At 51.6% G+C, this 22,893-nt stretch carries 23 protein-coding genes; 19 read left to right on the forward strand and 4 right to left on the reverse strand.

Features of this window, described 5'->3' with window-relative positions; all coding sequences use genetic code 11:
* Window positions 1–78 precede the first annotated feature (78 nt).
* Window positions 79–1,047, forward strand: coding sequence for a Gfo/Idh/MocA family protein (locus tag ACN6MW_RS19145; RefSeq protein WP_419871638.1), 969 nt, complete (start codon window positions 79–81; stop codon window positions 1,045–1,047).
* A 94-nt stretch (window positions 1,048–1,141) separates the two neighbouring features.
* On the opposite strand, the gene ACN6MW_RS19150 is transcribed toward ACN6MW_RS19145, so the two are convergent.
* A complete protein-coding gene (locus tag ACN6MW_RS19150; RefSeq protein WP_419871639.1) occupies window positions 1,142–2,350 on the reverse strand; it encodes a magnesium transporter CorA family protein in 1,209 nt (402 codons plus the stop codon).
* 220 nt (window positions 2,351–2,570) lie between these two features.
* Here ACN6MW_RS19150 and ACN6MW_RS19155 point away from each other — a divergent pair, with 220 nt between their 5' ends.
* Complete coding sequence (locus ACN6MW_RS19155) at window positions 2,571–3,125, forward strand: hypothetical protein (protein ID WP_419871640.1); 555 nt, start codon at window positions 2,571–2,573, stop codon at window positions 3,123–3,125.
* A 110-nt stretch (window positions 3,126–3,235) separates the two neighbouring features.
* Here the strand turns inward: ACN6MW_RS19155 and ACN6MW_RS19160 are convergent, their stop codons facing one another.
* Together ACN6MW_RS19160 and ACN6MW_RS19165 are read right to left on the reverse strand one after the other, a co-directional pair.
* Window positions 3,236–4,465, reverse strand: coding sequence for an NAD(P)/FAD-dependent oxidoreductase (locus ACN6MW_RS19160; protein WP_419871641.1), 1,230 nt, complete (start codon window positions 4,463–4,465; stop codon window positions 3,236–3,238).
* An 89-nt stretch (window positions 4,466–4,554) separates the two neighbouring features.
* On the reverse strand, window positions 4,555–5,421 hold the full coding sequence (locus ACN6MW_RS19165; RefSeq protein WP_419871642.1) for an AraC family ligand binding domain-containing protein: 867 nt from the start codon (window positions 5,419–5,421) through the stop codon (window positions 4,555–4,557).
* A gap of 203 nt (window positions 5,422–5,624) precedes the next feature.
* On the opposite strand from ACN6MW_RS19165, the gene ACN6MW_RS19170 reads away from it, so the two are divergent.
* The 4 genes from ACN6MW_RS19170 (at window position 5,625) to ACN6MW_RS19185 (ending at window position 10,110) form a co-directional block, all read left to right on the forward strand.
* The gene (locus ACN6MW_RS19170) at window positions 5,625–6,797 is read left to right on the forward strand and encodes a galactokinase (protein ID WP_419871643.1); all 1,173 of its coding nucleotides are present in this window, start codon (window positions 5,625–5,627) and stop codon (window positions 6,795–6,797) included.
* A gap of 42 nt (window positions 6,798–6,839) precedes the next feature.
* Complete coding sequence (gene galE, locus ACN6MW_RS19175; RefSeq protein WP_419871644.1) at window positions 6,840–7,826, forward strand: UDP-glucose 4-epimerase GalE; 987 nt, start codon at window positions 6,840–6,842, stop codon at window positions 7,824–7,826.
* 33 nt (window positions 7,827–7,859) lie between these two features.
* Window positions 7,860–9,449 carry a UDP-glucose--hexose-1-phosphate uridylyltransferase gene (locus tag ACN6MW_RS19180; protein WP_419871645.1) on the forward strand — a complete coding sequence of 530 codons (1,590 nt, stop codon included), beginning with the start codon at window positions 7,860–7,862 and terminating at the stop codon, window positions 9,447–9,449.
* A 205-nt stretch (window positions 9,450–9,654) separates the two neighbouring features.
* Window positions 9,655–10,110 carry a hypothetical protein gene (locus ACN6MW_RS19185; RefSeq protein WP_419871646.1) on the forward strand — a complete coding sequence of 152 codons (456 nt, stop codon included), beginning with the start codon at window positions 9,655–9,657 and terminating at the stop codon, window positions 10,108–10,110.
* 114 nt (window positions 10,111–10,224) lie between these two features.
* Here ACN6MW_RS19185 and ACN6MW_RS19190 read toward each other — a convergent pair whose 3' ends face one another.
* Window positions 10,225–10,452, reverse strand: a complete 228-nt coding sequence (locus ACN6MW_RS19190) for a DUF1128 domain-containing protein (protein ID WP_364154019.1) — start codon at window positions 10,450–10,452, stop codon at window positions 10,225–10,227.
* Window positions 10,453–10,680: 228 nt separating this feature from the next.
* Between ACN6MW_RS19190 and yyaC the strand changes: the two genes are divergently transcribed.
* The 13 genes from yyaC (at window position 10,681) to tsaD (ending at window position 22,508) form a co-directional block, all read left to right on the forward strand.
* Window positions 10,681–11,190: a spore protease YyaC gene (gene yyaC, locus ACN6MW_RS19195; RefSeq protein ID WP_419876388.1), complete on the forward strand. Its 510-nt coding sequence runs from the start codon at window positions 10,681–10,683 to the stop codon at window positions 11,188–11,190.
* Between the two features lie 5 nt (window positions 11,191–11,195).
* A complete protein-coding gene (locus tag ACN6MW_RS19200; protein WP_419871647.1) occupies window positions 11,196–12,056 on the forward strand; it encodes an alpha/beta fold hydrolase in 861 nt (286 codons plus the stop codon).
* A 23-nt stretch (window positions 12,057–12,079) separates the two neighbouring features.
* Window positions 12,080–12,721 carry a DUF6483 family protein gene (locus ACN6MW_RS19205; protein ID WP_419871648.1) on the forward strand — a complete coding sequence of 214 codons (642 nt, stop codon included), beginning with the start codon at window positions 12,080–12,082 and terminating at the stop codon, window positions 12,719–12,721.
* A 70-nt stretch (window positions 12,722–12,791) separates the two neighbouring features.
* A complete protein-coding gene (locus ACN6MW_RS19210) occupies window positions 12,792–13,979 on the forward strand; it encodes a class I SAM-dependent methyltransferase (protein ID WP_419871649.1) in 1,188 nt (395 codons plus the stop codon).
* Between the two features lie 114 nt (window positions 13,980–14,093).
* Window positions 14,094–15,779, forward strand: coding sequence for a diguanylate cyclase (locus ACN6MW_RS19215; protein ID WP_419871650.1), 1,686 nt, complete (start codon window positions 14,094–14,096; stop codon window positions 15,777–15,779).
* A gap of 121 nt (window positions 15,780–15,900) precedes the next feature.
* Window positions 15,901–16,983, forward strand: a complete 1,083-nt coding sequence (locus ACN6MW_RS19220; RefSeq protein WP_419871651.1) for an HD-GYP domain-containing protein — start codon at window positions 15,901–15,903, stop codon at window positions 16,981–16,983.
* Between the two features lie 105 nt (window positions 16,984–17,088).
* Window positions 17,089–17,442: a hypothetical protein gene (locus tag ACN6MW_RS19225; protein ID WP_419871652.1), complete on the forward strand. Its 354-nt coding sequence runs from the start codon at window positions 17,089–17,091 to the stop codon at window positions 17,440–17,442.
* Window positions 17,443–17,590: 148 nt separating this feature from the next.
* A complete protein-coding gene (locus ACN6MW_RS19230; protein WP_364153999.1) occupies window positions 17,591–18,460 on the forward strand; it encodes a YitT family protein in 870 nt (289 codons plus the stop codon).
* Window positions 18,461–18,548: 88 nt separating this feature from the next.
* The gene (gene thiL / locus ACN6MW_RS19235; RefSeq protein WP_419876389.1) at window positions 18,549–19,640 is read left to right on the forward strand and encodes a thiamine-phosphate kinase; all 1,092 of its coding nucleotides are present in this window, start codon (window positions 18,549–18,551) and stop codon (window positions 19,638–19,640) included.
* 18 nt (window positions 19,641–19,658) lie between these two features.
* Window positions 19,659–20,147, forward strand: a complete 489-nt coding sequence (gene tsaE, locus ACN6MW_RS19240; protein WP_419871653.1) for a tRNA (adenosine(37)-N6)-threonylcarbamoyltransferase complex ATPase subunit type 1 TsaE — start codon at window positions 19,659–19,661, stop codon at window positions 20,145–20,147.
* The gene (gene tsaB / locus ACN6MW_RS19245; protein ID WP_419871654.1) at window positions 20,144–20,956 is read left to right on the forward strand and encodes a tRNA (adenosine(37)-N6)-threonylcarbamoyltransferase complex dimerization subunit type 1 TsaB; all 813 of its coding nucleotides are present in this window, start codon (window positions 20,144–20,146) and stop codon (window positions 20,954–20,956) included. The genes tsaE and tsaB overlap by 4 nt, the downstream gene beginning before the upstream one ends.
* Window positions 20,953–21,441 (forward strand): ribosomal protein S18-alanine N-acetyltransferase, encoded by a 489-nt coding sequence (gene rimI, locus ACN6MW_RS19250; protein ID WP_419871655.1) that lies wholly within the window; start codon window positions 20,953–20,955, stop codon window positions 21,439–21,441. The genes tsaB and rimI overlap by 4 nt, the downstream gene beginning before the upstream one ends.
* Window positions 21,438–22,508 (forward strand): tRNA (adenosine(37)-N6)-threonylcarbamoyltransferase complex transferase subunit TsaD, encoded by a 1,071-nt coding sequence (gene tsaD, locus ACN6MW_RS19255; RefSeq protein ID WP_419871656.1) that lies wholly within the window; start codon window positions 21,438–21,440, stop codon window positions 22,506–22,508. The genes rimI and tsaD overlap by 4 nt, the downstream gene beginning before the upstream one ends.
* Window positions 22,509–22,893: the final 385 nt, after the last annotated feature.

A 22,893-nucleotide genomic window follows, 5' to 3' on the forward strand; every position in this document is an offset into this window, starting at 1 on the left:
AGCGGATAAGAATGGACTTTATGATTGTAATCCAAGTATAATCGGGAAAGAAAACCGATTTTGAAAGGGGATTCATTCATGACGCTTCAAATAGGTATTGTGGGAACAGGCTGGTTTGGCATGATGCATGCGGAGAAGCTGGCTAAGCTGGATGGCGTGAATGTTGCGGCTTTTACCGCGACGAACCAACAGAAAGCGGATGCGGCGGCACAGCGTTTTGAGGGAGCACGGGGATATGATTCGATTCAACCTATGCTGGATGACCGTAAGTTAGATGCCGTATACGTATGCGTGCCGCCGTTCGCGCATGGCGAAATCGAGCTGGCGTTGCTTGAGAGAAGCATTCCTTTCCTGGTAGAAAAACCGCTCGGAGTAGACGAGATGCTGCCGTCTGCGATTTTGAAGGGCATCGAAGAGAAGCAGCTGATTACGTCTGCTGGTTACCATTTCCGTTACATGGATGGAACCGACCGGGCACGGGAGCTTCTGCGCGAGCGTACCGCTCTAATGGCTCTCGGTTATTGGATGGGCTCGATGCCGGGAGTCAGCTGGTGGCGCAAGATGGAGGGCTCGGGCGGACAATTCGTCGAGCAGACCACCCATATCGTCGATTTGCTCCGCTATACCGTGGGCGAAGTGACGGAGGTTTATGCCGCATACGGCGACCGCTACATGAGCAGCGTTGAGGAAGGCGTAACCGTTCCTGATGTAGGCACAGTAACCCTGAAGCTGGCGGGAGGCGCCGTAGCGACGATAAGCAATACTTGCGCTATTCCGGCGGGCGACCTGGCCGGTTTACATATTTATACGAATAAAGGCGTGCTGGAGCTGGGTCATGGCGGTTTGATTGATAAGGAAGCGGGACGCAAAACGGAATACGCCAACCGAACCGATCCGTATGAGCTGGAAAACGATGCCTTTCTGCACGCGGTGAGAACGGGGGACGCGTCGCGAATCCGTTCAAGCTACGCAGATGCGGTGCGCACGCATCAAGTTACGATCGCGGCAAACCTTTCAGCGCGTACAGGCCAGCCGGTCAAGCTGTAAGCCGCTGTTTAAACGAAGAAAAACCGTCCAAACGGGTCATTGACCTGCTTGTACGGTTTTTGTCCGTTTATCGGTTTAATTGGTTTGCATCATCTCATCGAAGTTTGGATGAATTCCGTTTCCGTTCTGAACGGGTTTTTGCCTGCGGCGGCTGTGTAGAAGCATCTACGGCTGAAGCTCGCCCGGTACGGCTTGCTTTCATCCGATTTGCCCGTTTCGTCCTGGTGGAGGAGCCGTCTGAAGCGATGATTTCCTTGGGCGTACGCCCATTCAGCAAATCGCCGGTCCAGCCTTTCTTCCACAGCCAAATATACATGAAGAGAGTAATAATGCTGATGATCGCTAACATAGCCGTGAAGCTCCATTTAAATTCCTTAAACGGGAGGAGCTCGAAGTTGACCCCCCATATGCTGCCTATGACCGTGGCAGGAAGGAAAAGCACGGTAAATATCGTGAGCGTCTTCATAATATCATTGCCGCGGAAGTTGGAGATGGCATCGTCCATGGTGATAAGGGTATCGATCTCCAGTGCGTAATGCTTGAGCAGTGCATCGATTCTTTCGAGCTTATGCGTGATACGCTGAAAACTGTCAACATCGGTAAGGCCGCTCATAAATGCCTCTATAGCGGCGCTGTGCACCTCTCTGATCGGGATGAAGAGATGGCTCCAATGCAGCAAGTCATAGCGCCTCTCGAAAATATTATCGATCAGAACGGTGCGGTTCTCTTGGCGCATGGTTGCTTCCAGTTCGCCAAGGCGCGTCTCGAAGCCGTCCAAGCCGGCGTGAAAGGTATCTAAAATGATGCCAAGCATAATGAAAAATGCTTCAGGCGCGGTCGCGCAGCTGTCGAACTTTGAAGTATGCTGGGCGGATTGCAGCCTGAGCGGCAGGCGCATATCCTCATGCATCGTCAGCAATCGGTCCTCGCACAGCCAAAAATGAAAGGGCTGAACGTCGGATTGGTCATCCGTTACTTGCAGCATGAGGGTACCGTAGAGCCGTTTCTTCGAATGAGGGGCGTCACCGACCGAAATCATATTTGTCCGTCTGCCGGAACAGTCATCAATCCAAGAGGCGCATTCCGGAAAAAGATGCTTTAGCTCATCCGTATGCTGCTCTAAAGCATCCTGCTCCTTTTTTAAAATAGCTTTAACGGCTCTTTGCTCTTCGCGCGAAGCGTTTGTATGTTTTTGTGCATCTTTTCTGCTTGGCAAGGGTTCAATTCTTACGGTTTGCTGCCTTGCTTGCTGCAGTACATGCCATTCCCATCCTGCGGGATAGCGAAGCATCCGATGGATCATCGCTTTGCCTCCTGCTTGTCCGATTTTCCAATATCTATTCCTTCATCATACCGTGAACCGCTTTGATTCACAACCTAATCGTCAGATTAGGCAAATCGATTGTTACATCAAGCTGCCAATCTACAAAATCCGACTTATTCCGTCAAAAACAGGGCATACCATTATTAGCTTAAAGCATGAACAGCATAGGTATTCTGTCTGTATTCAGGAGGGAAAGTCGATGGCGAGAAAGATTGGCATTTTTGACACCGAGCAGCAAGCCATTACAGCGATTGAACAGCTCGAGCAATCCGGCTTCGTAAAGGGCGAGCTAAAGGTGCTGGCTAAGGATTCCGAGCATTCCAGACGCATTGAGGCGGAGAGCGACATCCATGTTGACGAGCTCAGAGAGCTGGAATCCGCTTCAGACCGGGATGGATCAAGCAGCTTTGGCATGGCTGTCGCAACCGGTTATGCCGGCGTCGGCACAAATGCCGTTTATGGAATAACTGGTTATGGAGCGGCGCCTTATGCCGTAGGCGGCAATCCTTTTGCGGCTGCCATATTGTTCAACGACGATGAGCATAGCGGCAGCTTGCATGCGCTCGGGCTTGACGATGACGAAGCGCAGGCGTGCAGCCAGGCGCTGCGCAGCGGTTCAATAGTGGTCATCGTTGAAACCGATGACAGCAAATCTTTGTTCGACAAGGAGGGGGGACCGGATTTGTCGCGCCTCGGTGCGGCAGAGGCCGTTTTTCGGGCGTGTAACGCCTCGGTGATCGCCGCTGGCGAATAAGATCCATTAGGATACGATGCAAAAAAAGAAGTCTCGTTTATAGCGCAAGCAGATTCTTGCGCTATAACGAGGCTTCTTGTTATCTATAGCGTGCAGTGTATGTAGGCCGTTTAAGCGTTGGTCAGGGATTTGCGGTCCAGCTTCACAATATCGGTTAATGGATGCTTATCGCCGCAAATGAGATCGCGTACGATATGGGCAGCAAGCATGCTGTATACCGTGCCGTTGCCCCCATAGCCTAAGCAGTAGTAGACGTTTTTCCATGCCGGGTCGGCACCGATAAAGGGCAGATTGTCGCAGGATTCCCCAAAGGTAGCGCTCCACTCATATGCAATGGGAGCCTGAAGTTCGGGGAACAGCGCTTTTAGCTTTCCATGCAGCTCCTCGCTTCGTTTCAGCCTTTGTTTATCGCTTTGCAGCGGCTGCTCAATATGCTCATCCAGTCCGCCTACGATAACGCGCCCATCAAGTGTCGTACGCATGTATAGGTAGGGGCGAGCGGTTTCCCAAACCAAAAAGCGCTCATGCCAGCTTTGAAGACTGTTCTGGATACCGGTTACAAGCGCGAAGGAGCGGCTCATCTCCGCTTTGATCAGCTTGCCGCGAAGCTCTTCTGGCTCGTAGCCGACCGCGTAAACCACATGTTCGGCCTCTATTACATAGCCATCCGACGTGCGAAGTAGGTGAATCCCGCTTGGCAGCGTATCATGCGCCACAATATCCGTTTGCTCATATATTTCAAGTCCGGCATGGGCTGCGGCGTTAGCGATGCCGCTTACGAACTGAAAGGGATTTAACTCTGCATCGCCATGTGTCACGATAGCGCCGGGCTTCCGGAACGGAAAATGCTTCTCGATCTCTTCCGGCGGCCAATATTCAACATCGAATCCGCATGCTTTCAGTGCCTCGTACTCTTTTTTTAGCTTTGGCAGGTGCTGCTCGGTCGAAGCGAAAAAGAGGCTGCTTCTTCTTCTGAAACCGACATCGGCAGCAAGAGATTCGGCTGTCTGTTCAATTAAATGGATAGCATCCCTGCATGCCCTATAAAAAGTTTTTGCGTCACGCTCTCCGATTTGATCGATTAAGTCGCATAACATGATATCGTTCGAAAACTGCAGCAGGCCGGTATTGGCCAAGGTGCTGCCGCCTGACACCTCTCCCCGTTCTGCCATCAACACGGATAGGCCGCTGTTAATGAATACGGAGGCGCAAATAGTGCCGGACATGCCGCCGCCGATGACGGCAACCTGTGTTTTTTTATGCTGGCGCAGAGGTTCGAATTTCCGGGTGCTGCCTAGTGTTTCCGGCCAATATAAGTTACCGGTATAGAGCTCCTTCATTGGTCATCACTCCCTGAAATAGTATTACCCTTTTTTAGGAATATGAAGCAAGGGGAGGAGGATACTAATGCGTGCACGTAAAATGTTTTTTATTCCCCGAAGCTCCGCATCGCTTCGCGGTACGCGGTAGGCGATTGGCCGTGAAAACGGCGGAATTGCTTGGAAAAATAAAGCGCGTCCTGCAGCCCGACGGAGGCGGAGACCTGCTCGATCGTCAGCTCGGGACGTTCGCGAAGCATGTGCCGAGCCTTGTCGATACGCAGCTTGAGGAGGAACGTGACGGGAGATTCACCGGTTCGCTGCTTGAATAAGCGCGATAAATAAGCCCGGTTATACCCGAGCGATTCAGCCATTTGCGCGATGGAAACCGGGTGGGCATACTGCGTGGACAAGTAGTGGACTACCTGTTGCAGCAAATGGTCGCCCTCTGCCTGAGCGGTGCGCAGCGAGCTGCCGCTTTGCGTATGCAATAAAGTTTTGTATTCGGCGAGCAGCAGGTGCAGGTACCCGGCCGCTTTCATATCCGCGGCCGCGCCGCCGCGGCGGAAGGTTTCGAAGATTTGGCGGAACAAGGCGCTGGTCCGCCGTTTATCCGGCGCAAACACAACCTGCTGCTCGGCAGTAAAGCCGGCAGCGGACACGAGCTCGGCGGATTGCGTTCCGTTAAAAGCCACCCAGCGATACCGCCAAGGCAGATCGCCGTCGGATTCGTAGCTGATTAGCTGCTCCGGCTCGATCAAGAAAGTATGGCCGGCACGGAGCTCATGACGGATGCCGTCGCAAATGAAAAGTCCCTTGCCCTCCAGCACGGTATGCATTAAATAAAAATCATATACCTTGGGCCCAAGCCGGTGGAGCGGCTTCGTCTGGCTCTCGCCGGCAAACAGCACATTCAGCTGCGAGTTCCCGCCGCCTATAACCGGATTGGAGGCAACCGTATACATATCCTGCTGCATTTTACTTTACACCTGCTTTATATTGAAATAATTATGCGAACAAATGCTGGCTTTACACTATCATAGCATGTCCATTTAGGGTAGGAGAAGTCACATTAATCCATATAAAAAGCACTTGCCGCCATTTCGTTTTTACGAAGGTTCCCTTATACTGAAGTTGAAAACAAAACACACTAAACTGACAAAAAGGAACGTGATAGCAAATGGCAAACATTGACGCGCTAACACAGCAATTCATACAGCAATACGGCGGAGACGCGGACGGCATCGCCGTATTCCATGCTCCAGGCCGTGTAAACCTGATCGGGGAGCATACGGATTATAACGGCGGTTATGTTTTCCCTGCTGCTTTAACCTTCGGTACGACGCTGCTGATCCGCAAGCGTCCCGACAATCAGCTTGGACTAGCGACAACCAATTTTCCTTCTTCGAAGAGCTTTTCGCTGGACGCTATTGTTTATGACGAGGCTGATGACTGGATGAACTATCCAAAAGGAATCGTATATGAGCTTCAACAAAGCGGTGTTCAATTCACTAGCGGCTACGACTTGCTGTACCATGGCGAGATTCCGAACGGAGCAGGACTTTCTTCTTCTGCTTCCATCGAAGTCGTAACGGCTTACGCGCTTCAAACGCTTGAAGGCTTAGAGACGGACAAAGTAAAAATCGCTTTGCTTTCGCAAAAATCCGAAAATGAGTTTAACGGCGTGCAATGCGGCATCATGGACCAATTTGCGGTAGCCAACGGTAAAAAGGATCACGCGATTCTCCTGATGTGCGACACGCTCGAGTACGATCTTATTCCTTTTGACTCAGGCAAATATAAGCTCGTCATCGGAAATACGAACAAACGCCGCGGACTTGTTGATTCCGCTTATAACGAGCGCCGCGCCCAGTGCGAGCAAGCGGTCCAGGATCTGCGGGCTGCATTCCCCGAGCTTACGCTGCTCGGACAAATCAACCTGGAGCAGTTTAATTCCGCGAAGCATTTGATCAAGGATGCCACCGTGCAAAAACGCGCCCAGCATGTCGTGGAAGAGATCGACCGCGTCCTGCAATCGATCAAAGCCCTGAAAGCGAATGATCTTGCCCAATTTGGCCAATTGATGAACGGCTCGCATGATTCCTTGCGCGACTTATATGAAGTAACAGGCGCTGAACTGGATGCCATGGTTGCGGCTGCCCGTCAAGTGCCGGGCGTGCTTGGTTCCCGTATGACGGGCGCTGGCTTTGGCGGATGCACCGTCTCGCTCGTACATGAAGACAGCGTTGAAGCGTTCCAAGAAGAAGTTGGCCGCAAATATAACGAAGCAACGGGCTTAACGGCTGATTTCTACGTATGCACGATTGGAAACGGCGTAGAGCGCCTCGTATAAACCCATTTTACAGCAGCACCATTCGGAGAGGAGAAATGAAAGATGGCAGTTTTAGTGACAGGCGGGGCAGGATATATTGGTTCGCATGCCGTAGCAGCTTTGCAGGAGCGCGACGAAGACATCGTTATCGTCGATAACCTGCAGCAAGGGCACCGCGCAGCATTGCTTGGAGGTAAGCTTTACGAAGGCGATCTTCGCGATGCGGCTTTCATGGATACGGTTTTTAAAGAAAACGAGATCGATGCGGTCATTCACTTTGCAGCAAATTCGCTGGTAGGCGAGAGCATGAAGGACCCCGGCAAATATTATCATAATAACGTTTTCGGTACCCTTTGCCTGCTTGAGAAGATGAATGAATACAATGTGCGCAAAATCGTGTTCTCGTCGACGGCAGCTACTTACGGCGAGCCGGAAAACGTGCCTATCGACGAGTATGACCGTACGCTTCCAACCAACGCTTACGGCGAAACAAAGCTGGCGATGGAAAAGATGATGAAATGGTTCGATGTTGCCCATGGCATCAAATTCGTGTCGCTTCGTTACTTCAACGCGGCCGGCGCGCATGAGAGCGGCAAAATCGGCGAAGACCACAGCCCGGAAACGCATTTGATTCCGATCGTGCTTCAAGCAGCGCTTGGACAGCGCCCGCATATTTCCGTATTTGGCGAAGATTACGATACGCCGGACGGCACCTGCATCCGCGACTATATCCATGTCAGCGACCTTGCCGATGCGCATGTGCTGGCTGTTGACCGCCTTCGAGGCGGCGCGGACAGCGCTGTATATAATTTGGGCAACGGAACAGGCTTCTCTGTCAAGCAAGTTATCGATATTGCGCGTGCCGTTACCGGCAAAGAAATCCCTGCCGTGTTCGAGGCCCGTCGCGCAGGCGATCCTGCGACGCTTGTCGCATCGTCCGACCGTGCCCGCAAGGAGCTGGGCTGGAATCCGAAACGCGACAAGCTCGAGGACATCATAAAAAGCGCTTGGAGCTGGCATGAAGCAAATCCGAACGGCTACAACGATTAAGGTTACCCGCTTAACCGAAAGGGGCTACAACAATTGGCTAAAGAACAACAAGAGCTATCAGCCAGCGATGCGCTGAGTCTAATCGAAAGATTGCTGCAATTCGCGGTACAGCGCAAGCTGATAGCCGATCAGCTGGACATGCATGCAGCAAGAAACCAGCTGCTTGATTTATTTCGATTCACCGAAGCATTCGAGGGTGAAGTCATCGGGGAGCGTCTGGAAAGCGCGGTTCCGCTGCTGGAGCAGCTGCTCGATTACGGTTATGCGATCGGGTTGATCCCAGACAATTCAACGACATACCGCGACCTGCTTGATGCCCGTATCATGGGGTATTTATTGCCGCGTCCATCCGAAGCGAGCGCCGCATTCCAGCGCTTGACGGAGGAGGAGGGGCTAAAAGCAGCCACGGATGCATTCTATAATCTGAGCATCGACTCGAATTACATTCGCATGGACCGCATCCGCAAAAATCTGTATTGGCTTCATGAGACGGAATTCGGGAAGCTCGAAATTACGATTAACCTCTCGAAGCCGGAGAAGGATCCGAAGGAAATCGCCCTGCTCAAAACGATGCCGCAAGCGAAGTATCCGAAATGCTTGTTATGCGTCGAAAATGTCGGCTACGCGGGACGCCCGGATCACCCTGCCCGCCAAAATCTGCGCGTCTTGCCGCTAACGCTGCAAGAGGAGCAGTGGTATTTTCAATATTCTCCTTATGTGTACTATAACGAGCACAGCATTATCTTTAAAGGCGCGCATGAGCCGATGGTTATTTCCCACTCATCTTTTGCAAGGCTGCTGGATTTCGTTGAACAATTTCCGCATTACTTTATTGGCTCAAACGCCGATTTGCCGATCGTTGGCGGCTCGATTCTTAGCCATGACCATTTCCAAGGCGGCCGTCACGTATTTCCGATGGAGGCTGCATCCGCCGATGTCTTGTTTGCTGATCCGACGCTTCCGGGCGTGCGCTTCGGTATCGTGAATTGGCCGATGTCCGTCGTAAGGGTCAATGGCACGTCAAAGGCTGACGTGCATAGCGCGGCATGCCGCCTGCTGGACGAGTGGCGCGCTTACAGCGATGCTTCGGCAGATGTACTGGCCTTCACGGAGGAAGCGGACGGCAAGCTGACGCCGCATAACACGATTACTCCGATTGCAAGGCTGCGGGATAACGGCGAGTATGAGATCGATTTGGTGCTGCGCAACAACCGGACCAGCGAAGAGCATCCGGACGGGATTTTCCATCCGCATCAGCATCTGCATCATGTAAAAAAAGAAAACATCGGGTTAATCGAAGTCATGGGACTTGCGGTGCTGCCAGGACGCTTGAAGGATGAGCTCGAGCAGATCGCAGCTTATTTGACAGGCGCGGCAGCGGCTTCCGGCGCTGAGCTTTATGCTGACACGCATCCGCTTCATAAGCATGCGGACTGGCTTCTGTCGCTTATCGGGCGCTTTGGCACCGCTAATACGGCGGAGCAGGCCAAAACGATCGTAGAGTCGGAAACCGGCGCCAAGTTCTTGGACGTGTTGAAGGACGCAGGGGTGTACAAGCGCACGACGGATGGCGCTGCGGCATTCGAGCGCTTCTTAACGTCGATCGGCCTTCAAAGAGCATAGTACGGAAGAACCTCCATTTGCGCGGGATACCCACGGCGGAATGGAGGTTTTTTATTTGTATGGTTCAGGTAAAAAGCTAATTAATTATCGAATGTGAAATTATATTAATTTGTAAAGTGCCAAAAATTATGGTATTTTTTATAGGATAAACAAAGCAATATGAATTATTTTTTTATAACTCTATTAACTATTTATCGGAGGGGTCATGATGTCTGAAAAGATGCTGCCGCTAGACGATTTTTTGCAGCTAAGCACAGATGAGCAGGTCGAAAAACTTAAGCGCTGGAAGATGGACTATACGCTTAAAGATATCCGCGAGGCATGGAATTTCAAACATTCCGCGCAATACTATATGCTACTGAAGAAACTGCGCATTTATGAGAGAGTCGTAAATAAATCAGATAAATTTTATCCCGTTCAGGAGCAGTTGATCGCAAGAGCCAACGCTGGCGGGGAGCGCGGCTGGGCAGGGCAAAACGCTTATGCCGACCGTAAGCTGCCGGCTGATAGCTTTGACTATCACTTGAATACGACGCTAAGCGGCCCTGAGCTTGCGGATAAGCTGGAGAGAATCGCGCATTTCCTTAAAGGCGAGCATAAGGATGTTTCGATCAAGCTGTCTATAGAGGCTGCGGAGTTGGAAGCAGAGGATCAAGATTAACACTTGCAGCAAAGAAGAAGAACCGAGCTCGGCAAAGGTGCCAGGCTCGGTTCTTCTTCTGTTGAAAAATGAAAATTAATGTCTGATACTGGAATATTTTGTTTGTAAAAAATGTTATTGAATCCGCAGCTTGCCAAGCTCGGATACAAGCGCTTCAACTTCGCTGATGCTGAACTTTTCTTTAGATGCAACCACTTCGTATAGGTCTCTAATATCCTCATATTTGCCAAGGTCGAAGTTAGAAGCCTGCATTGCCGCAGCGGAAGCCATTTTAAGCTTGGTTTTAATAACCTCGATCATATACTCAACGTTTTCTTGGGTTTGCAAGTCTAAATTAGTCATGGAGTGCCTCCTGAAATTTTTGTGGGCCGTAAGCGGCCTCGGGGAGTAGAATCGAACCTGTTTCGCTGCTGCAATTGTAACATGTTTCAATCGGGATTGACCACAAATTGAACAGGATCTTAAAATTGGATACAATTAAAAGCAGAACGGCAAAGTAAACGATCACAGGGCAGGTGCAAGGCGACGGAACAATTAACGAAAAGTGAAATAGCTTTATTCCTTGAAAGCATTGCAAGTCAGCACAGAGACCGGAGAAGCATTGTATTTGTCTGTATTGGAAGCGACCGCTCATCCGGCGATTCCTTCGGGCCTCTAGCGGGGAGCTTGTTGAAGGAACGCGGCTGGCCGAATGTCATCGGCACGCTGCAGCAGCCTTGCGATGCGCATGCCGTAGAACGGTCGGCAGCGGGGATCCCTAAGGATTGCACGGTTATCGCCATAGATGCTTGCCTTGGTAAGCCCAGCTCTATTGGACGCTTCCTCGTATCGGAGGGCCCGCTTCAGCCAGGGAAAGCGATCGGCCGCCGATTGCCGGCAATCGGACAATACAGCATAGCCGGCGTGGTGAATGCAAATGGCCCAAAAGCCTACTGGATGCTGCAAACGACGTCGCTATATCAAGTCCTGCGTATGGCAAACGAGGTAGTGAACGCAATAGAAGCAGCTTGGAGCAGCTACATAGTGGAGTCGACTTCAGTAAATCCTGAATTACAAATTCCGATTGTGCAAAGGAGCTAATTGCAATGACTAACGAAGAACAAGGTAACGTACAATCAATCGCGCAGCGCAAGCTTTTCTTGAATAACGGCGCAGAGCTTGCTTATTATGATTCACACCCGCATGACGGCGGAGCGGAGGATGGTATTTCCGAGGTGGTCGTCCTGCTTCACGGCTATTGCGGCAGCTCGGCGTATTGGGAACGCATCGTAGAGGAGCTGGAGCAATCCGTACGCATTATTGCACCTGACGCGCGCGGGCATGGCAGAAGCTCGGCGCCAAACGATGAGATTTATTCGATGGAGACGTACGCGGAGGATCTTGCCGAATTGTTGATTAAGCTCCAAATTCATAATGCGGTGCTGCTCGGTCATTCCTTAGGCGGTTATATTACCCTGGCTTTCGCGGAGAAATATGCGAAGAAGCTATCGGCGTTCGGCCTCATTCATTCGACAGCGCTGCCGGACAGCGACGCAGCGAAGGAAAACCGGGATAAAGCCGTATCGGCATTGGAGCAAAACGGGATTCAGCCATTCGTAGACGGACTTATTCCTAAGCTCTTTGCCCCGGCAAGCCTCGAAGCCCGGCAAGGTGAGGTTGAACGCGGCAAACAGATCGGTTACGGCACATCCGTCCAAGGCGCGATTGCCACGGCAAAAGGAATGAAGGCAAGGTCTGACCGCAAGCATATTATCGAACAGTCTGAGCTGCCCGTGCTGCTTGTAGCCGGCGCCAATGATAAAGTCATTCCGGCGGAGAGCGTATTTGCGGCTGAGAACGGCGCGACAACAAAGGTGGAACTCGGCAGCTCCGGCCATATGGGAATGGTGGAGCAGCCGAAGGAGCTGATCTCAGCCATCGTCAGCTTCGTGAATTCAAAGCAGTAGCATGCAGGGAGAGGGGAAGCCAGATGTTTCAACGCGATTACTTCATGCGGATGATCGAGCAGATGACGGAAGCGGTTGGCCAGATATTGAATCTGAGGCGAGAACGCAAGCACGAGGATGCGCTGCTGTTCATTGATGAGCTGCTGGATAAGAAATTCCGTTTGAGCAGCAAGCTGATCCGATCCTTGTCGGACGAAGATTTGATGAAAATGATGACGACGAACGGCCTATTGGAAACCGATCATTTGCTGGCCATCGCGATTCTGATGAAGCATGAGGCGGAGTTGAATGCGGAACTGGGCCGGGAGGATGAGAGCTTCTTTGCCAATATGAAATCCCTGCATCTCTTTTTGCGGTTATCGCTTGCAGGCGCAGAGCCTACGCTCGCGGAGCCGCGCGAACAAATCAAGGAGCTGCTGGAGCGGCTCCTTCCATACGAGCTTCCAAGGCAGACCAAGCGGCTCCTTACGGAATGGCATATGGAGGAGGGCCGTTATGATTCCGCCGAGAACCTCATGCATGAGCTGCTCGAGGATAACGGGTTGGACCGGGAAGAGGCAGCGGAGCTGTACAGACGAATGCTATTGCAGGCGGATGAACGGCTTGAAGCAGGCGGTTTGCCGCGCGAGGAAATCAAGCAGGGGCTTGAAGCATTATCAAGCTAGTAGATAAGACCTTAGACTAAGCGCGGAAGTGTGGGCTTAGCTTCAATAAAGGCTGGGAGTGAAGATACGCATGACGGAACAATGGCAGCAAGACATTACAAAATGGATCAGCGAGAAAGAACTGCTGCAGGCAACATTAAGCCAGCCCAAGCGGAAGGACGGCACTGCGGCGCCCAAAACGGTCATCCGTCCGATCGAGATGAAGAACGGGCTGTTTTATCAATTTGAATATCATTTTGCGAATAAGGTTACGCATGACAATATCGAAGAGACCAAGGCTGCGGAGAGAGCCATTGGCCTGCTGCAGGAAAATTACCGTCAAGCGTTTGTAAAGACGCCGGAAGCGGATGTTCAACTGCTTTTTAATAAGAAAGGCAAGGCAGCCGTACTCAAGAAGCCTCCTACCGGGGATTCCAAAAAAGGAGTCCAGCAGCATAACAGGCAGAAACAGCGCGTGCTCGCGGAAGGAAAAGCGGCGCCGTTCCTTGTCGAGCTGGGCATCATGACGACCGAGGGCTTGGTCCACGCCAAAAAACAGGATAAATACAGGCAGATCAACCGGTTCCTGGAGATGGTAACGGATGTCCTTGCATACCTGCCGAAGGACAGGGAGCTTACGATCGTTGATTTCGGCTGCGGAAAGTCGTATCTGACATTTGCATTGTACCATTTGCTGGCAGTGGAGCAGCAGCGGAAAATCAATATTATCGGTCTCGATTTAAAAGCGGATGTCATTGCGTTCTGCTCTGAGCTTGCGGCTAAACTCGGTTACAATAAGCTGCAATTTTTGGTTGGCGATATTGCCGATTACGAGGAGCTGCAGGCTGCCGACATGGTGGTCACGCTGCATGCATGCGATACGGCTACGGATGCGGCCCTTGCCAAGGCGGTCAACTGGGGAGCCTCGATCATTATGTCTGTTCCGTGCTGCCAGCATGAGCTGTTCAAGCAGGTCGATAACGACGTCCTCTCGCCGCTTCTGTCGCAAGGCCTGCTGAAGGAACGTTTTTCCGCGCTGGCAACGGATGCGGCCCGGGGAACTTTGCTTGAGGTATTAGGATATAAGGTACAAATGCTGGAATTCGTAGATCCGGAGCATACACCGAAAAATCTGCTCATACGCGCCGTTCGTACCGAGCAGCAGGGGCTTTCCATGAAAAAATGGGAGCAGTACGAACAATTCCGCCAGTTTCTGAATATCTCCCCGTCTCTCGAGCATATGCTCGCCGAGCGATGGCCGAACGAAATATCCAAATAATGGGTATAATGTCGATTGTTAAACTTTGAATTTTTTGATGTTAAGTAATTGTCGATATTATTAACATTTGCTACAATGGAAGAAGATGGCTATCAAATGAATGGGTGAACCGTAATGGAATGGATGATCTGGCTAGACTTTAGTATGTTTCTAGTGCTGCTCGGCTTGTTTTTCTACGTGTTTGCCACAAGCACCGTTACGGTCCTGCATCGCATATACCTATCTTTACATATCGTGTTTATGAGCTGGACGTTCTCTCAATTCGTGTCGCAGACGGTTTCCTCAACGGCTTTCAAACTGTTCTATCTCTCGGTTTCATATATAGGGCTTTCCTTGCTTGGCATTGGTTGGTTTGCCTTTATCCTTTTTCTTACCGGCCAGTCGTATGTGATACGAAAGAGCCGGTTATTCATTTTAGCGATACCGGCTCTTATATCTGTTGCGGCAGTCGTCATCAATCCTAACGGCATGTTTTTAAGTATCAATGTACGGCTCAGTCCGTTGAAGCAGCTTCAGCATGGGTCGTTGTATTGGATTATGATTGTCCAGCTGATTCTTTATATGGTGATTTCGTTCACGATTATGTTTTATAAGCTGCGGGGCGAGAAATCGTCCAGACAGCGTACTTTAATCAAGACCGCAATCGTTGGCATGTTCGTACTGGTTTCGTTTGCTATCGCCGATTTGATCATCAATGTTGTGTTCATTGAGGCAATGAATCGATACGTTCCGTTAATTTCAGTCGGGATGGTGCTTGCGGCCGTCTATCTGGTTCACGCCATTAGAAGGAATAAAGTACTCGATATTATTCAAACGGTCCAAAGGGACGTAATGAATACGATGTCAATGGGCATTATCGTATTGGACGAGAATGATATCATTCTCGAAGTGAATAAAGTGATCAAACCGATTCTTCGGCTGCGCATCGGCGATAAATTCAATCCTGCCCTTCTTGGTCCACAGTTCAAGGGAGAGGCTTCGAGGGAGTTTACCGCATTTATCGAGGAGCAGCGGAAGCGGCCCATGGACAGGCTTGAGATTGAAATTGCCATTTCTTATGACAAGTACCGCCATGTGATCGTGCAATCCGCTCCCATTTTGTACAATAAGAAGACACCGGTCGGAAGGCTGTTAACCTTTCAGGATGTAACCGAGCTTCGGCTGCTGGTAGAAGAGACAAATGACCAGAATGAGCAGCTTCAGGATCGCAACCGCGATCTGCTTATTATGCAGGACGAGCTGTTTCAAGCGAATAAGAAACTGGAGCATATGGCGATTACCGATGGCTTGACTGGCTGCTTCAACCGGCGGTATTTGCTGCATCAGCTGGAGCAAGAGGTCGTTGCGAATATCCGCTACGGCATTCCCTTTTCAATATTTTTATTTGATCTGGACCACTTCAAATCCATTAACGACAAGTACGGGCATCTGATTGGCGACGAGGTGCTATGCGGCACGGTCGATGCGGTGCGGGGCTCGCTTCGGTTTACGGATATTTTGGCCCGGTACGGCGGAGAAGAATTTACGGTGTATTTGCCGCATACCAACCGGGAACAGGCGGATCAAATTGCCGAACGTCTGATGGAATCGGTCGAGCAGAATAAAATCAATATGGGGAACGGGGAAATGCCGATCTCGGTAACGATCAGCATGGGCGTCATCTCGATTGATCATTTTGAGCCCTCTGACCTCGATGACCCTAAAGCCTTCTTGCGGGAGCTTCTCGCGCAGGCGGATGCAGCGCTGTACGAAGCGAAATTCAATGGCCGCAACCGGATTGTCAAAAGAAAACTAGCCTAAGGGCCCGAACGAGACGTTCGGGTTTTTTTCATGTCCTCCGCATAGTCAGTGGCAGATAGTTCTGATAAAATAGATGCGATCGGTTACAAGCGCTAAATTATCGAAGGCGGGAACTAATCTAATGAGAAAAGTGCAAATTGGAATGGTCAAGCCGGGAGACAGAGTGGCTAAGCCTATTTTCCAAGAAAACGGCAACGTGCTTCTGGGTGATGGGGTGGAGCTCAATGATCGTTACATCGATCGATTGCGTAACTTGGGCATTGATTTTCTATTCATAGAGGATGGTTTAACGGAGGATATCATTCCCGAGGACACGATCAGAGACGAAACGCGTAAGCAAGCGGTCGATACCATCTATAAAACGATGAACTCCTTCAAAGACCAAAACGTATCAAAGGGCCGAACGATCGCGCCCGATATGGGCCGGAATTTCCGGGCGGTGTTCGGACAAATCATGCAGGACCTGTCTTCAAGACCTAATATGCTCGTCAATTTAACGAGCATTCATGCCATGGATGGCTATTTGTTTCAACATTCCTTTAATGTAGCGGTGCTTGCGGGCATCATGGGCATAGCAAAGGGCTTTAACCGCAATCAGCTGGAAGAGCTCGGCATCGGCGCGCTTCTTTTCGATATCGGTATGACAAAGGTTCCGCAGAAGCTGTTGAGTCATACAGGAGCCTTATCGGCGGAGGAGCGTATAACCGTCCAAAGCCATGCGAAGGACGGCTTCGATATTTTGCGGAAGTATCATGATATATCGATCGTATCCGCGCACTGCGCGCTTCAGCATCACGAGCGCTTTAACGGTTCGGGATATCCGCGCGGGCTCAAGGAAAACGAAATTCACTTGTACGGCCAAATCGTCGGTTTAGCGGATACATTCGATGCGTTAACCTCGCCGCGGCCGTATCGGAAGCGGTATACAGCGAGCGAAGCGATCGAGTTTCTTTTTGCAGCCGGAGGGACTTATTTTGATCATGAGCTTATCAAGCTGTTTTGCCGGCATATCTCGATTTATCCGGTAGCGACCTCGCTGCTGCTCAGCACGGGGCAGGTCGGCGTGGTATCGGAAAATAACGAGCTTGCCGTTCATCGTCCGCGGGTGCGCATCATCATGGAGCCGGACGGCACGATGCCGGCCTCGCCCTATGAGATTGAGCTGAAGGACGAGCTGCATATTACCGTCGTCAAGGAGCTGTAGCAAGCAGCTGAAGCCGGTAATATTAGGCATTTTAATTAGGATACAGACCATACCAAATCTCCTATTCTCGCATATTTTAATATAAATGCGGGAAGGAGTGAAAGTATGGCAAATCGGGCAGTACCCCCTCTATTTAATCTGAAAAACGTAGATAAGATCGTGATCAATAAATCAAGCGCCCGTAGGATCCAAAGCGGGCCTACATTTAACCGCTTAACGGTATTGTGGGTAGACAACAGCGGTGTACCCTTCAATACAACAGGCTTTAACGCTGCTTTGTACAGAGGCAGTACGCTTATTCAAACCGCGGCATTCGACCGTTTTGGCGTTGTGTTTTTCAGTTTGGTTACGACTCTGACGACTGCGAATTATACCCTTGTCGTATATGATAGCTTTGGCAGAATCTATCGCACCAAATCGATACCGGCAGGCGTAGAAGCGTTCTCGGTCATCGGTTAACCTATGGAGAAACCTTTCGAACCGGCGGCCGCAAGCTGCCCGGTGCGGAAGGTTTCTTTTTTGCAATAATGGTAGACTTGCTTTATATCTGATAGCGTTTAAGGTAAAATGATGAGAAAAAGAGCCAGTAGGGGATGTGAGTTCACTTATGGGATCATTACAGCACCACAAGCTGTCCAAGCTCGAAGTGCTGCGAAGAGTACTGTTTATTACGCTCGGCGCTGCGCTGGTATCGGTTGGATTGGAAATTTTTCTCGTACCAAATCACATTATTGATGGTGGTATAGTCGGTATATCGATTATGTCTTCCCATTTATCCTCCTTGCCGCTCGGTCTTTTTCTATTCTTATTGAACTTGCCTTTTCTGTTTCTCGGGTATAAGCAAATCGGAAAAACCTTTGCGATTTCAACCCTGTACGGCGTATCGGTAATGTCGCTTGGAACGTTTTTGCTTCATCCGGTGCCGCCGCTTACGGTTGAGCCCTTTTTGGCGGCTATTTTTGGCGGCGTGATCCTCGGGATTGGCGTCGGTATGGTCATTCGTTTCGGAGGCTCGCTTGACGGTACGGAAATCGTTGCGATTTTGTTTAATAAGAGGCTTCCGTTTTCTGTCGGCGAGACGGTTATGTTTTTCAACTTGTTCATTCTCGGCAGCGCGGGCTTTGTGTTCGGCTGGGACCGGGCGATGTATTCTCTTATCGCGTATTACATTGCATTCCGGTTGATTGACGTGACCATCGAGGGCTTTGACGAATCGAAGGCTGTATGGATTATTAGCGATGAGTCGAAGGAGATCGGCGCAGCCATCATGAGCCGGCTGGGACGCGGCGTTACTTATTTGCATGGGGAAGGCGGATTTACGGGCGGCAGCAAACGCGTTATTTTTTGCGTCATTACGCGGCTGGAGGAAGCAAAAATGAAGTCGATCGTGCATGAACTCGACCCCGTGGCGTTTCTCGCTGTCGGCAATATTCATGATGTAAAGGGCGGACGGTTTAAGAAACGGGATATTCACTAATGATGATAGTAGCCCAGGTGGACAAATGACGCTGCCGGATCTGCATGCAGCTAGCGGCTAACTGAGGCTTGGGATGAAGGAGAGCTGCATTTTGGATGAGTTTGCGAGTATTCATCATTGGACGGCGGCCAGGCAGGAGAGCAAGTGGCAGCAGCGGCGCGGCGTGATCACGGGCATAGGCGACGATACCGCTGTCGTGGATCCCGCTTCCGCGGAGGATGGCGTAGCTGCTCCGAAGCGGCTGCTGCTGGCGGTCGACACGATGGTGGAGACCGTCCACTTTAAGCAGTCGACGATGCGGGACGAGGATGTCGGCTATAAGGCGCTTGCCGCGAACATTAGCGACATTGCCGCGATGGGAGGCGTGCCCTTGCATGCGCTCGTCTCGGTCAGCGTGCCGCCGTCGTATTCGCCGGAGCGGATGCGAAGGCTGTACGATGGGCTGTACGAGTGCGCCGATCGCTACGGGGTTGCGATTGCAGGAGGCGATACGACGTCGTCGCCGGGGCAGTTGGTTGTCGCGGTAACGGTGACGGGAACCGTGGAAGCGGGGCGTGAGCTGCTTCGTTCGGGCGCGAGGCCGGGCGATGCGGTGTTTGTGACCGGCGCCGTCGGCATGTCGGCGGCGGGTCTGCATGCGCTGCTGGCGCAGGAGGAGCGTACGGGAGAGAAGCAGTGTCCCGCGGATTTCAGCGGACAGCCGGAGGCATCGCTCGTACATGCGCATCAGAGGCCAGGCCCGTCGGTGCGTGCAGGCCGGCTGCTCCTATCGCGCGGAAGCTGTCGCTCGCTAAACGATGTCAGTGACGGGTTGGCGAGCGAGGCATGGGAAATTGCGGAGGCCTCGGGGCTACGGGTCATACTGAGGGAAGCGTTGCTGCCGAGGAGCGGAAGCATGGCGGCTTACGCGTCAAGGACAGGCATCGATCCGCTTGAATGGATGCTTTACGGCGGTGAGGATTATGTATTGCTGGGAACGATGGCAGCCGAAGATGCGGAACCCATGCGGGCTGTTTTTCAGCAAGAGGGACTTCCTTTTTTCATTATCGGGGAGACCGGGGAGGGCGAGCCTGGAGTAGAGCTTGTGCGCCATAATCAGGCTAATGCGGGGCGAGGCCGGCTTTCTCCTTCGGAGAAGCGAGAAAAGCTTAAGAAACGCGGGTACAATCATTTTTTGTGATGAACGGGTGAGTAGAAAATGCAGCAACAGGTAAACCATGCCACATGGCTGGCACAAACGGAGCAGGACACGATTGCATTAGCCAAGCAGCTTGCTGCTTGGGTAAAGCCGGGCGCGATACTTGCGTTGGACGGCGATTTAGGCGCGGGCAAAACGCGTTTTTCGCAGGCTTTTGCCGAAGCGATCGGCGTAAAGGGCATTGTAAACAGCCCGACCTTTACCATCATAAAAGAATACGAAGGGGAGCAGCTTCCCTTTTATCATATGGATGTATACCGGCTGTCGCTGGAGGAAGCGGACGAGCTTGGCTTGGACGATTATTTTTTCGGCGAAGGCATTACGATCGTAGAATGGGCGAGCTTGATCAAGGAGCTGCTGCCAGCCGACAGGCTGGAGCTGTACATCGAGCACCTGGGCGATGAAAAACGGCGTATACAGCTAACCGGCTATGGCGAGATTTACGCAGGCTGGTGCCGCGCCGTAAGCGAGATAGGAGCAGGCAGATGACAAATGAGCAGAGACAAGAAGGAACTATTTTGGCATTAGATACGTCCACCGCATCGATGGCAGCCGCTATTGTAAGCGGTCAAGAGGTGCTGGCCGAAATACAGACATTAGCCGAAAGAAACCATTCGGTTCACGTGGTTACGCATATCAAGGATATGCTGCTGAAAAGCGGGATCAGCGATACGGACATCGAGGCAATCGCTGTAGGTAACGGGCCTGGCTCCTATACAGGGATGCGGATCGCGGTATCCGTAGCCAAGACGCTTGCTTGGGTATGGGACAAACCGTTAATCGGCGTATCCAGCTTAGAGGCGCTTGCTTATGGCGCTTGGCACCGGCATTCGGAGGATAAAGCAGAGCAGGGCAATACGCTCGAAGGCGAACACTGGGTGCTTCCGATTATGGATGCGCGGCGCGGACAGGTTTACTCATCCGGCTTCTCGATGGCCGCCGGAACGGAGTGGAGCCGCTGGCTTGATGACGGCGTACGGCTTATGAAGGACTTCGTGGATCTCCTGGAGCAGCGACTAGCAGAGCAGAAGGGCCGGGTCTTAAGCCTTTCGCTTGTAGGGGATCTGACCCTTCACGAGCAGGAAGCAGCGCGCTTGAAGCAGGTTGGCGAGGCGGCTGGCGTCGCCGTTCGGCTCCAGCCATTTATCCAAGAGGGGCAATGGATTGCGAGGCTTGGCCGCATTCGGCTTGAAGCGGGCATGGTAGAGGATCCACATACTTTTATTCCTAACTACACACAGCTTACCGAGGCTGAAGTCGTTTGGAAAGCGAAGCAGGCAGGTGAAGCGAAGGCATGAAAATAGATGTGAACGAGCTCATTTACCGTGCTATGACGATGGCGGATATTCCTGCTATCGTGTCTATCGAGCAGGAAGCTTTCACGAGTCCTTGGACAGCGGAGGCGTTTACGAATGAGCTTATGAATAATTTATTTGCCCGTTATATGATCATGGAATACGATGGCCAAATTATTGGGTACGGCGGCATGTGGGTCATTATGGACGAAGCGCATGTGACGAACATCGCGGTAAGAGCCGATTATCGCGGACAGGGACTCGGGAGCTGCTTGCTGGCCGAGCTGCAGCGGACGGCGGTCTTTTTTGGCGCAGTCAAAATGACGCTGGAGGTTCGTCCTTCCAATGAAATTGCGCAGCAGCTGTACCGTAAATACGGCTTTGAGCCCGCGGGGATTCGTCCGCGATATTATTCGGATAACAATGAAGATGCGCTTATTATGTGGGCGGAGCTTGACCATGAGCGGTTGAAGGCAGGGGAGCAATGAACGTGAGTCATACGGAACAGGCAGCGGGAATGCAGCCGATGAATGATATTATTTTGGCAATAGAAACAAGCTGCGACGAGACATCTGCATCCGTTATTCGCGGCGGCAAACATATTTTATCGAACGTGGTTTCCAGTCAAATCGAAATCCATGAGCGCTTCGGAGGCGTTGTGCCGGAAATTGCTTCGCGCAAGCATGTGGAATCGATCACTTTGATTATCGAGCAGGCCGTCAAGGAATCCGGTCTCACGCTAAAGGATATGTCGGCCATCGCCGTCACGCAGGGTCCAGGTCTTGTAGGCGCGCTGCTCGTTGGAATCGTGGCGGCCAAGAGCTTATCGATGGCGCTGGATATTCCTTTAATCGGCACGCATCATATCGCGGGCCATATTTATGCTAACGAGCTTGTGCATGACATTGTCTATCCTTGCATGGCGTTGGTCGTTTCCGGCGGTCATACCGAACTTGTGCTCATGGAAATCGAAGGCGATTTTCAAGTCGTTGGGCGAACCAGAGACGACGCGGTAGGCGAAGCGTACGACAAGGTGGCGCGCGCGCTGCGTTTGCCTTATCCGGGGGGACCCCATATAGACAAGCTTGCTGTCGAAGCGGAGGAGTCTATTCCTCTTCCGCGCGCCTGGCTTGAGCCGGACAGCTACGATTTCAGCTTCAGCGGCTTAAAGTCGGCTGTGCTTGCCGTTATTAACCAAACGAGAATGAAAGGTTTGGTACTTGATGAGGCGGCTCTTGCGCGCGGCTTTCAGGAGTCGGTTACCGAGGTGCTGGTCACTAAAGCTTTGCGGGCTGTTCGTCAATACGGCGCGAAGCAGCTGCTCTTATGCGGCGGAGTGGCGGCTAACCGGGGCTTGAGAGCGGCATTAACGGCAAAATGCGAGTCTGAACGGGTACCGCTTCTTATCCCTCCGAATACGCTCTGCACGGATAATGCGGCGATGATCGGCGCTGCAGCATATCTCAAGCTTAAACGGTCGCAATTCACGGATCTCGATATGAAAGCCGACCCCGGCTTTTCGCTGGAGAGCTGGTCTGTGGGCAAAAGCATTTAAAAAAGATTTGGAAATGGAATTGACAGACAATTTCTAAGAGCATATAATAAGCAACAATACTTCAGAACTTCAATCTCATACGTTACAAACGCAAAGAACAGGAACAGTAAAGCTTGTCCGGGAAATCAGCGGCGCCGTTATGAATGAGCATCATTCATGTACTGCCGCGACACAGAGAGCTGCGGGTCGGTGCAACGCAGTCGAAGGATGCTTGAAGCTCACCTGGGAGCGGAACAGTGGAAACGATGGCGGCATTTTTAATGCTGATATGCCATGCAGGTACATTGTTACGGTTAACCTCCGTAATCGGGCGCATGTGAGTCAACATCCGGAGTTGGCCATATGCTTAAGTTGGGCGTCCCTGCTCGTTTGCGAGCGTATGGGG

The organism is Pristimantibacillus sp. PTI5 (genome assembly GCF_048572955.1).
GTDB lineage: Bacteria > Bacillota > Bacilli > Paenibacillales > Paenibacillaceae > Pristimantibacillus.